We start from the raw sequence: 11,168 nt of genomic DNA on the forward strand, positions 1-11,168 counted from the left end.
CGGATTCTATCGCCGGCCGAGCCGGGGGGCCGTACGGCGCGCACGCGTCCCGCGGCGCATACACGGCCCCAAACGCATACACTGCTCCAAGTGAACGACGGAGAGGCCCGGGCGGAGCTGCCGCCGGAAGACGAGGTCAGGTTCGCCGAGGCGCTGCGGGTGAGCCCGGAGGCGGCCGAGCTCGCCGCCTCGTTGCTGCTGGCGCTGTTCCCGAACCGGTCGTGGGCGCGCGCGCACGTCGGTCGCCTCACGGCCTACTCCGCGCGACCGCCGCTCGACCAGACCGGGGCGCGGCGGCTCTTCGACAAGCTCTTCGAGCTCAGCGAACGCCAGGAGTGGCGTGCTCGGCATGCGGTGGCCCGCGAGGTCACGGACGTGGCCGGCCGGCGGTTGGAGTTGCTCGTGCCCGTTCCCCCCGAGGAGTACGAGGGCGGCGAGGGCCTGGTCGGCCCGTTCGCGACCTTCGAGGACGCGAACGCTTGGGGCATGGGCGTCCAGGCGCGCGAGCTGGCGGCCGACGCCTTGCAGGCGGGCGACGCCTGGCTCTGCGAGCTGTTCCGCCTCGGCGAGTTGCTCGAGGACTGAAGGTTCGCGGGCGAGCGCGCGGGTCGGGGCGGCTGCGGGTCTCGCGCGCAGGACGTGCCGAGATGGGCCGTCGCGCTCCCGTTCGCGCCGTGCCCCGGGCTGCGCCGGCCTTCGTTGACACGTCCCGCGCGCGCAACTTACACTCACGGCCATGAGAAGCCCGCTGGCTTCGGAGTCGTTTACTCGCTGAGCGCAGGACCTCGGCTGGTCTTGCGCGGTTGACGCCACTGCCCAGAGAGGCGGTGGTGTTTTCGTTGGGCTAAGGCCCGGCGGGTGGAACGGAACGTCGGGTGCCAGCGAGCGCCGACGAGCCTCGGCGCGGACGGCGAGGCCGGTGGCCGAGCAGGTGACGGCGCCAGGGCAACGAGAGGTGAAGGTACATGGCGGCAGAGCACGAGACGACAGGGCTGCATGGAGCCCAGCGCAACCAGGGCGCGCGCGCGGACCTGCCCGGGGAGGCCGTCGACTGGCTCGGGCGCATCGGCGAGGCGCCGGACCTGGCCGCCCTGCAGCAGTTGCGGGTCACCTACCTCGGCAAGAAGGGCGAGCTCACGCAGCGCCTCAAGGCCCTCGGGTCACTGAGCGTCGAGGAGCGGCGCGAGGTCGGCGGCCGCGTCAACGCGCTGAAGCAGGCCGTCGAGGCCGCCATCGAGGAGCGCAAGGCCGCCCTCGAGCAGGCGCTCCTCGCCGCCCAGCTGGCGGGCGAGCGCGTCGACGTGACGCTACCCGGCACGCGGCCGCCCCAGGGCGGGCTGCACCTCCTCACGCTCGTGACGAACCGCCTCCTGGACGTCTTCACGAGCCTGGGCTACGAGGTCGTGACTGGCCCGGAGCTCGAGACGGACCACTACAACTTCGCCTCGCTGAACTTCCCGCCCGACCACCCGGCGCGCGATACCCAGGACACGTTCTGGACGACGGACGGCCGCCTCCTGCGCACACACACGAGCCCCATGCAGGTCCGCTACATGGAGACGCACGAGCCGCCCTTCAAGGTCGTCGTGCCCGGCAAGGTGTTCCGCAACGAGGCCGTCGACGTGACGCACGAGGCACAGTTCCACCAGCTCGAGGCCCTCGTGGTAGGTGAGCGCGTGACCATGGCCGACCTCAAGGGCGCCATCAACGAGATGGCCCAGGCGCTCATCGGCCCCGGCACGCGCACGCGGCTGCAGCCGACGTACTTCCCCTTCGTGGAGCCGGGCGCCGAGTTCGCCATCTGGTGGACGAACCCCCGCTCCGGCCGCGAGGAGTGGCTCGAGCTCGGCGGGTGCGGCATGGTGCATCCGAAGGTCTTCGAGGCCGTCGGCTACGAGGGCGTGACGGGCTTCGCCTTCGGCTTCGGCATCGAGCGCCTGGCGCTCGTGCCGTACGCCATCCCCGACATCCGCTACTTCTACCAGGGCGACCTGCGCGTCCTCGAGCAGTTCAGGGGCACGCTGTGAAGGTCCCGTACTCCTGGTTGCGCACGTTCTTCGAGCCTGCCGGCGTGCCCGGCGGCGCGGCGGTCGGGAACGCGGCCCCGTTCCCGGAGCCTCGGCGCCTGGCGGAGCTGCTCGACGGCCTGGGCCTGGCCGTCGAGTCCGTGACCGAGGTGCCGGGCGCGCCGGGGGGCGCGATCGTGGTGGACGTCCGGTCGGTGACGCCGATCGAGGGCTCCGACCACCTGGCGCGCACGGTCGTGTTCGACGGGAGCGCGGAGCACGTCGTGGTCTGCGGCGACCCGAACATCGCGGTCGGCATGCGTACGGCGCTCGTGCTGCCCGGCACGTACCTGCCGGCCGTCGACCTGACGGTGCTGGCGCGGGAGATCAGGGGCGTGCCGAGCGGCGGCATGCTTGCAAGCGCCAGGGAGCTCGGGCTCTTCGAGCACGGCGCCGGCGTTCTGGCGCTCGGCCCCGACGCGCCCTTGGGCGCGAAGCTCGCGGACCTGTGGCCCCCCGAGACCGTGCTCGAGCTCGAGCTCACCCCAAACCGGGCGGACGCCTTCAACCTCCTGGGGGTGGCGCGCGACGTCGGTGCCAAGCTCGGCTTGAGCTTGCGCCACCCGGCCGCCGGCCTGGCCCTCGCCGACCCCGCCCAAGACGACGGCCTCACGCTCGACGTCCAGGACCCCGCCGCCGCGCCGCGCTTCACCCTGCGCAGGCTCAGCGGCGTCACCGTCCGCCCGAGCCCCGTCTGGCTGCAGCGCCGCATCGCGGCCGTCGGGCTGCGGCCGCGCAACAACGTGGTCGACGCCACGAACCTCATCACCTTCGAGCTCGGCCAGCCGAACCACGCTTACGACGCGTCCGTCTTCGAGCGCGGCCACATGGTCGTGCGGCGCGCGCGCGCGGGCGAGCGGCTGACGCTCCTCAACGACGAGGAGCTGGCGCTCGACCCGGCCGACCTCCTCATCACGACGACCGGGCCGTCGGGTGACGTGCCCCTCGGCCTCGCCGGGGTCATGGGCGGCGCGTACGGCGGCGTCGAGCCGTCCACCACCGACCTCGTGCTCGAGGCGGCGCTCTTCGACCCCGTCACCGTCCGCCGCGCCGGCCAGCGCCACAAGGTGATCACGGACGCGCGCACGCGCTTCGAACGCGGCGTCGATCCGAACCTGCAGGAGCTCGCCTCGGCGCGCCTCGCCCAGGTCATCGGCGAGGTGGCCGGCGGTCGGCCGCACCCCGGCATCACGGCGTTCGGCGGTGACGTCCGTCGCGCCGCCGTGCCGTACCGGCCGAGCCGCGTGCGCTTCCTCATGGACTTCAACGTGCAGAGCGACTCCCAGCGCGCCTACCTCGCCGCCCTCGGCTGCGAGGTGGAGCAGCGCGCGTCCGACGACTGGCTCGTGACGCCGCCGAGCTGGCGCTACGACATCGCCCTCGAGGAGGACGTAGTCGAGGAGGTGGCGCGCGTCCACGGCTACGAGCACATCGGCATGACCGAGCCGGACATGCGCTTCGTGCCGCCGGCGGGCGACCCGACGCACCGCAGGCTCCGCGACCGGTTGGCCGCCGCCGGGCTGCAAGAGACCATGACCTACGTGTTCACGGGCGCCGCCGAGTTGGCCAAGGCCGCGGCCCCCGCACCGGTCGTGGAGCTGGCTTCGCCGCAGGGCACTGAGAAGTCCGTCCTGCGCACGGCCCTGTACCCGGGGCTCCTCGCCGCCGCGGCCGCCAACCGCGCCGCCGGCGCTCTGGCGCTCTTCGAGGTCGGACACGTCTTCGGCGACGTCGAGGAGGAGCGCGTGGCGCTGCTCATGCGGGGCGACAGGGTGGAGGGACGGTGGCGAAGCGGCTTGACGGGCGACTTCTTCACCCTCAAGGGCGTCATCGAGGGCCTGGCCGGCCTGGAAGGCGCGGTGGTCGAGACGACCCCGGCCGCCTTCGCGCACCTCCATCCCGGCGTCTCGGCCGAGGTCTCGTGGAACGGCGCCGTCATCGGCAGCGCCGGGCGGCTGCACCCGGCCGTCGCGGCGGCCTTCGAGCTGCCCGAGGTCTACGTGGCCGAGCTGCGCCTGCCGCTCGGCGGCAAGCGCATCGCCTTCAAGGAGATCGTGCGCCAGCCGTACGCCGAGCGCGACCTCGCCGTCGTCCTACCCGTGGAGGTCACGTACGCCGCCCTCGCGGCCCGGCTCCGGGAGGCGGCGGGGGAGAAGCTCGTCTCGCTCGAGCCGTTCGACGAGTACCGCGGCGCCCCGCTGCCGAGCGGCAGCCGGTCGCTCGCGCTGCGCTTCCGCTTCCGCGACGCCACGCGCGCGCTGACGGACGCCGAGGTCGATGCGCTTATGGAGAATGTCATCCAGGCCGTGAGGAGCGCGGGCTACGATATCCGGGCATGACGCCCGTGACTTGGCTCGACGTTGCCCTCGTCCTCATGGTCGTGGTCACGACCGCGCTCGGGGCGAAACGGCGCCTGGTCGGGTTCGTCGTGGGGGTCGGCGGCGCGCTGCTCCTCCGGCCGCTCATCATCATCGGCTCGCGTGACCTCTGGATAGCGCTCGCCGCCGGCGTCTGCGGCACCCTCATCCTCGCCCTCATCGGCCAGCGCCTCGTGCCGGCCGGGCGTCGCCAGCGTTGGGGCACCACCGTCCTCGGCGGTGTCGGCGGTGCCGTCCTCGGCCTCAGCCTCATGTTCGCGCTCGTCACGTCACTGCCCATCGAGCGCAGCACGACCAACGAGCGCGAGATCTTCTACCCCCCGCGCACGGCTCCGGCCGGCCTGGCCGTCACGTTCGCGCAGTCGCCCCTCGTCCTGGAGGGGCGCGCCATCCTCCTGCACCCCCTCCTCTCGGCCCCCACCCCGGCCGAGGGTCTGGCCAACCTCACTTGGCGCGCCGAGGGGCTGTTGCACCGCTGGCTCGTCGTCGGCGAGCCGTGGACGGCGCCCTGAGCACGTGCCGGCGGGGCGATCGGGTACTCAGGGTTAGCGATAGCACGACAGGTCCAAGCGTGAGGCCGCGCGGCGGAGCCCCGGGCCAGCCCATAGACGCCTGCAAGCGGCACGTCGCCGCCGACGCCACGCGTCCGCCTCGCGAGGTCGTAGGCTGGAGCCGCGTAAGAACGGCGTAAGGTCGTGAGGAGAGAATGGGACCATGTGCGGAATAGTCGGTTACGTAGGCGGCCGTGAGGCTGCAGGGGTCATCCTCGACGGCCTTGGTCGCCTCGAGTACCGTGGTTACGATTCCGCCGGGCTGGCCGTCAAAGGCCTCGGCTCCGACGGCCGGTTGCGCGCCGTCAAGCGCGCCGGCAAGCTCAGCGTCCTGCGCGACGCCGTGGCGGCCGGCCTGCCTGCCGGCTGCGTCGGGCTCGGGCACACGCGCTGGGCCACGCACGGCCGCCCCAACGACGTCAACGCCCATCCGCACCTCTCGGAGGACGGCCGCCTCGCCGTCATCCATAACGGCATCATCGAGAACTACGTGGAGCTGCGCGAGGAGCTCGCCGGCCGCGGCCACGTGTTCGTCTCCGAGACCGACACGGAGGTGCTCGTGCACCTCATCGAGGAGGCGTACGAAGCGACCTCCCACGACCTCGCCGTCGCCGTGCGCGCCTGCCTGGCGCGGGTGTCGGGCGCCTACGCGCTCGTCGTCGCCCACGCCGAGCACGACCTGCTCGTAGCGGCGCGCAACACGAGCCCGCTCGTCATCGGCCTAGGCTCCCAGGAGAACTACCTCGCCTCCGACGTGCCCGCGCTCCTGCCTTACACGCGCGACGTCATCTACCTGCTCGACGGCGACGTGGCCGAGCTGGGCCGCGACGGCGTCGTCATCACGAACCTGCAAGGCGTACCCCAGACGCGCGAGACGAACCGCGTCGAGTGGGACGCGGAAGCCGCCGAGAAGGGCGGCTACGAGCACTACATGCTCAAGGAGATCTACGAGCAGCCCACCGTGCTGCAGAACACGCTCTTCGGGCGGTTCACGCACGGTGGGTTGGACGTGGAGCTGGGCCTTAACCTCGATCCGAACGCCATCGACCGCGTCGTGATCACCGCGGCCGGCACGGCCTCGTACGCCGGCGAGGTAGGCCGCACGCTGCTGCGGCGGCTGGCGCGCCTCGACACCGTGGTCGAGGTCGCCTCCGAGTTCCGCTACTCCGAGCCCGTCGTCGACGAGCGCACGCTCTGCATCGTCGTCTCCCAGTCCGGCGAGACGATCGATACCCTCGAGGCCATGCGCGAGGCCAAGCGCCGCGGCGCGCGGACGCTCGCCATCCTGAACGCCAAGGGCTCCAGCATCAGCCGCGAGGCCGACGACGTCCTCTACATCCACGCCGGCCCGGAGATCGGGGTGGCGAGCACGAAGGCCTACCTCGGCATGGTGGCCGCCTTCGCGCTCCTCTCGTTCTGGTTCGCGCGGGAACGCGGGTACATGGACGACGACGCGGCGCGCGAGTACGTGCGGGCGTTGCGCGAGCTGCCCGGTCAGGTCGAGCGCGCGCTGCAGGTCAGGGAGCACGTCGCGCACATCGCGGAGCAGATCAAGGGCGCGCGCAGCTCGCTCTTCCTCGGCCGCGGCATCAACGCCGCCACCGCCCTGGAGGGCGCCCTCAAGCTCAAGGAGATCTCGTACGTACACGCCGAGGCGTACCCCATGGGCGAGATGAAGCATGGCCCCATCGCGCTCGTCGACCGCGACCTGCCGGTCGTGGCGGTCGCCACCAACTCGCCCCTGTACGACAAGACGGTCTCCAACCTGCAGGAGGTGCGTGCGCGCGAGGGCCGCCTCGTCGTCGTGGCCGACGAAGACGACACCAAGATCGGCCAACACGCCGAGTTCGTCATCCCGGTGCCGCGTACGCTCGAGCTCCTCTCGCCCGTCGTGAACGTGGTACCGCTGCAGCTCCTCGCCTACGAGGTGGCGCGCGCGCTCGGACGCGACATCGACCAGCCCCGCAACCTCGCCAAGAGCGTCACCGTCGAGTGAACGGCCGCCGCCCCCGCGGTTAAGGGGCGGTTAACCCGGCGGTGTGCGTTTGCCGGGGGAGGGCCCGCCGCGGGGGTTTACCATCCTGGCGAGGCGAAGCGCGTGAGGGAACTGGCCGCCATCAGGGAAGCGATAGTCGAGCGTGTCGCCGGTTGCGACGACGCGCTCCTCCTCGGCCGCATCGAGCGGATGCTCGACGAGGCGGAAGGCGGTGAGGCGCTCATCGAGTTGGACGACGCCGCCATCGAGGAAGTCCTCAGGGGCCTGCTCGACGACTGAGGGGACGGCCCCTAGAGGGGCGCACGCTGGTTGGGCGAGGGCTACGGGCGACCCGGATGCCGCACGGCGTGGCCGCTAGATGTAGCCGGCGGACTTCAGGATGAAGTAGACGCCGATGGCCGCCGCGCCCCACAGGAGCCACTTCAGGTACTTGCTGCCGGACTTGCCCGTCCACTTGCCCAGGCTCTCTCTCGCCACGGCCGCGTCGTGGCGTTGCTGGCTCCTCTGAGCCCGGCGCAGCGACTTGACGCTCTTGTTGAGGTGCCCCTTGCGACGGTAGGCGACGCCCAGGTTGTGATGCGCGTTCGCGAACTCCTCGTTGAGCTTGAGGGCGGCTTGGTAATGCTCGATCGCCTCGTCGACCCGGCCCTGTTCCAGGGCGACGTTGCCGAGGTTCGTGAGCGCCCGGTAGTGGCGCGGGTCGATGCTGATGGCCGCCTCGAACTCGGCTTGCGCCTTGGCGAGCTCGGAGTCGTAGATGCCGACCGTGCCCAACTGCGTGTGACGCTCCGCCGGGAACCAGGTGCTCCCGTCGAGGCGCGCGAGCACCGCCGCCGCCGCGTCGGGGTCGCGCTTGTCGAGCTCCTTGGCGGCCTCCTCCAGCACGCGCAGGTCCGCGACGAGGGCGTCCCACGGCACGATGGCGGCCGGGACTTCCAACCGCTCGATGCGCTCGATGGCCTTGGCGAACGAACGCTCGTGGACGAGGTCCTCGACGTCGGCCAACGCCGCGAGGGCTGACTTGACCCGCGGCTCCGGCTCGCCCGTCACGAAGTAGGCCTGGCGCGCGGCCGCGAAGCGGCGCTGCGCGAGGAGCTCGCGCCAGTCGCTGGTCGGTTGCGTCGTCTCGGCGGCCGCCGGTTCGGCCGCCGTTTCCAGGTCGTCCGTCGCTGCGCCGGAGCGTAGGTCTTCCGTCTCGTCTCGTGTCACACCCAAGACCGTAGCACGCTCTCGTACAGGGCCGAATAGGCGGCGGCCGACGCCTGCCAGGAACGGTCGGCCGCCATGCCGGTCGCCTGGATGCGGCGCCATGCCGGCGTGCCGTACGCCGCCAGTGCCTCGCCGGCCGCCCACTCCAGCCCGGCGCTCGTCCCATGCTCGAAGACGAAGCCGGTCGCGCCGTGCCTCACGGTGTCCTTGAGGCCGCCCGTGGCCCGGACGATAGGCACCGTGCCGTAACGCATGGCGATGAGCTGCGAGAGCCCGCACGGCTCGAAGCGGCTCGGCACCGCCAGGGCGTCGGCACCGGCGTAGACGAGGTGGGCGAGGTCCTCGGCGTAGCCGATGTGCGCGCCCACCAGGCCGCCTCGAGCGCGTGCCAGGTCGGACACGCCCTCCTCCAGACCCGGATCGCCCGCGCCGAGGACGACGAGCGACCAGCCCTGCTCCAGCAGCCGGGGTGCGGCGGCGATGAGCAGGTCCATGCCCTTCTGCTCGGCGAGCCTGGACACGACGGCCAGGAGCGGCCTTCGCGCGTCGAGGCCGAAGCGCCTCGTGAGCTCCCGCTTCGCGGCGGACTTACCGGCGAGGTCGGCCGCCGAGTACGGCTCCGGCAAGGTCGGGTCGCGCGCCGGGTCCCACACGTCCGTGTCTATACCGTTCAGGATGCCCGTGAGCTTGCCGGACAGCGAGCGGAACGTGCCGTCGAGGGAGTAGCCGTACTCGGGCGTCTGGATCTCCTCGGCGTAGGTCGGGCTGACGGTCGTGACGCGCGTCGCGAAGCCGACGCCCGCCTGCATGGCGTTGGCACGCCCGAAGTGGTCTAGGTACGAGCCCATGAGGTCCGGGCCCAGGCGCAGCCACCGCACCGCGTCCTCGAGGCCGGACTCCCCCTGGTACTGGACGTTGTGAACGGTGAAGACGCTGCGCAGGCCGGGGAAGCCCGGTGGCAGGTGCCAGCCGCGCGCGAGGATCATCGGCAGGTAGCCCGTGTGCCAGTCGTGGGCGTGGACCAGGTCGGGGGCGAAGGCGAGGCGCTCGGCCACGCTCGGCACGGCGCGCGAGAAGCGGGCGAAGCGTCTGGCGTCGTCCGGATAACCGTACGGTTTGGCCCTCCGGAAGTCCTGGTGGCCGACGAACGCGTAGCGGACGGAGCCGGTCCCCGGCACGTCGTCCTCTAGCACCCCCACCCCGACGGGCTCGAAGCCGCGGTCGAAGGGGCTGGCCACGTCGCCGACCCAATAGGGCGGGACGCCGCCGCCCAGCTTGGCGTACCAGGGCGTGACGACCAGGACCTCGTGGCCGAGGCGCGCGAGCGCCTTCGGCAAAGCGCCCGCCACGTCGGCCAGACCGCCCGTCTTGCTGAAGGGCGCCACCTCGGCCGCCGGGAAGAGGATCCTCATGCCTCAAAGCTTAGCGCCGACCGCCCATGCCCGGTGGCGGCATCCGGCGAGGCCGCCGTGGTGTGCACGTCACGGCTTCACGTCGGCGCGCAGACTTAGGCTCTCATGTAAGGCCCTTATACTCTAGGCCGCATGCAGGTCGAGCAGACGGAGGCTTCATGAAGCGGAGATGGTACGTCGCGGGACTGGTAGTGCTGGTCGCGGCCACGGTGATGGTCGTGAACGCTCAGCTGTCGCGCGATTACGCGAGCGAGTTCCTCAACAACCCCACGGGCCGCGCGCTCGTCCAGGCGTTCGGGGCGCTCAAGAGCGGCTACCTGAACGATGTCGATGACGACGCCCTCATCCAAGGCGCCATCACGGGCATGCTCGAGTCGCTCGACGACCCGTACACGAGCTACCTCCTGCCCAAGGACGCCGCTCGCGACAGCCAGGACCTCACGGGCTCCTTCGAGGGCATCGGCGCGGTGCTCACCCCCCACGACAGGCAGAGCGGCAAGGGCGTCGAGATCCTCACGGTCTACGCCGGCGGCCCGGCCTCGGGGGCAGGGCTCATGCGCGGCGACGTGTTCCTGGAGGTCGAGGGGGTGGATGTGCGCGAGCTGACGACCAGCGAGGTCGCCGACCTGGTTCGCGGCCCCAAGGGCACGACCGTCCACCTGGTCATGGAGCGCCCCGGCGTCCAGGACCCCATCACTTTCGAGATCCAGCGCTCCACCATCCAGATCGTCGACGTCTCGAGCACCATGCTCCCCAACGGCGTCGGCTACATCGCGCTAGCGTCCTTCAACAACCAGCGCCTGCACGACCAACTCGTGGAGCACCTCGACAAGTTGATCCTCGAGGGCGCCAAGTCGCTCGTCCTCGACCTCCGCGACAACTCCGGCGGCCTCCTCAACCAGGCCATCCTCATCGCGGACGAGTTCCTCAGCAAGGGCGACATCGTGTTCCAGCGCTCGCGCGGCGTGACGCAGCGCATCGCTTCCGCCGATCAGCACGCGTACGACCTACCGATGGTCGTGCTCGTGAACGAGAACTCCGCCTCGGCCTCCGAGATAGTCGCCGGCGCCCTCCAGGAGAACGACCGCGCGCTCGTCGTCGGCGAGCAGACGTTCGGCAAGGGCGTCGCGCAGTCCGTGCTCTCGCTCTCGGACGGTGGTCAGCTCCGCTACGTGTCGTTCGAGTGGCTCACCCCGCTGCGCCGCAGCATCGCGGAGAAGGGCATCACGCCGGACGTGTACGCGCCCGACACCCGTTACCCGCGCACCATCTCCGTCGACGGCCAAGGCCTGCGCGACGGGCAGACGGTGCAGCTCGTGGTCGACGGCGAGGTCGTCGGTGAGGCCGTCTCGGGCGACGACGGCAAGTTCCGCATCCTCGCCCTCGGTGGGGTGCGCGAGGTGAGCGCCGTGCAGGGCGAGGCCATCGTCCACCTGGACACCGACACGGCTCTCCAGACGGCCGTGGGCGCCCTCGAGGGGCAGCTCAGCCAGCGCTGAGACAACGCGCTAGCTTGCGATGAGGTGAGTGCGGAGCGGCGCGGCCCGCGGCGCCCC

Annotated in this window: 9 protein-coding genes; 7 read left to right on the forward strand and 2 right to left on the reverse strand. The window is 71.5% G+C overall.

Going from position 1 to position 11,168, the window contains the following annotated elements; translation table 11 throughout:
* Positions 1-90: 90 nt before the first annotated feature.
* The 6 genes from M9914_08630 to M9914_08655 all read left to right on the forward strand — a co-directional run bounded on the left by M9914_08630 (position 91) and on the right by M9914_08655 (position 7,270).
* Positions 91-585, forward strand: a complete 495-nt coding sequence (locus M9914_08630; protein ID MCO5174245.1) for a hypothetical protein — start codon at positions 91-93, stop codon at positions 583-585.
* Between the two features lie 380 nt (positions 586-965).
* Positions 966-2,027: a phenylalanine--tRNA ligase subunit alpha gene (pheS, locus tag M9914_08635; protein ID MCO5174246.1), complete on the forward strand. Its 1,062-nt coding sequence runs from the start codon at positions 966-968 to the stop codon at positions 2,025-2,027.
* Entirely contained in the window at positions 2,024-4,405 is a 2,382-nt protein-coding gene (gene pheT, locus M9914_08640; protein MCO5174247.1) for a phenylalanine--tRNA ligase subunit beta, read from the forward strand. The genes pheS and pheT overlap by 4 nt, the downstream gene beginning before the upstream one ends.
* Positions 4,402-4,956 carry a hypothetical protein gene (locus M9914_08645; protein ID MCO5174248.1) on the forward strand — a complete coding sequence of 185 codons (555 nt, stop codon included), beginning with the start codon at positions 4,402-4,404 and terminating at the stop codon, positions 4,954-4,956. The genes pheT and M9914_08645 overlap by 4 nt, the downstream gene beginning before the upstream one ends.
* A gap of 202 nt (positions 4,957-5,158) precedes the next feature.
* The gene (glmS, locus tag M9914_08650; GenBank protein MCO5174249.1) at positions 5,159-6,991 is read left to right on the forward strand and encodes a glutamine--fructose-6-phosphate transaminase (isomerizing); all 1,833 of its coding nucleotides are present in this window, start codon (positions 5,159-5,161) and stop codon (positions 6,989-6,991) included.
* Positions 6,992-7,093: 102 nt separating this feature from the next.
* The gene (locus tag M9914_08655) at positions 7,094-7,270 is read left to right on the forward strand and encodes a hypothetical protein (protein MCO5174250.1); all 177 of its coding nucleotides are present in this window, start codon (positions 7,094-7,096) and stop codon (positions 7,268-7,270) included.
* Between the two features lie 75 nt (positions 7,271-7,345).
* Here the strand turns inward: M9914_08655 and M9914_08660 are convergent, their stop codons facing one another.
* Positions 7,346-8,200 carry a tetratricopeptide repeat protein gene (locus M9914_08660; GenBank protein MCO5174251.1) on the reverse strand — a complete coding sequence of 285 codons (855 nt, stop codon included), beginning with the start codon at positions 8,198-8,200 and terminating at the stop codon, positions 7,346-7,348.
* A complete protein-coding gene (locus tag M9914_08665; GenBank protein MCO5174252.1) occupies positions 8,197-9,612 on the reverse strand; it encodes a glycogen synthase in 1,416 nt (471 codons plus the stop codon). The genes M9914_08660 and M9914_08665 overlap by 4 nt, the downstream gene beginning before the upstream one ends.
* A 158-nt stretch (positions 9,613-9,770) precedes the next feature.
* On the opposite strand from M9914_08665, the gene M9914_08670 reads away from it, so the two are divergent.
* Positions 9,771-11,111 carry a S41 family peptidase gene (locus tag M9914_08670; GenBank protein ID MCO5174253.1) on the forward strand — a complete coding sequence of 447 codons (1,341 nt, stop codon included), beginning with the start codon at positions 9,771-9,773 and terminating at the stop codon, positions 11,109-11,111.
* The last annotated feature ends 57 nt before the right edge of the window (positions 11,112-11,168 follow it).

The organism is Trueperaceae bacterium, assembly GCA_023954415.1.
GTDB lineage: Bacteria > Deinococcota > Deinococci > Deinococcales > Trueperaceae > JAAYYF01.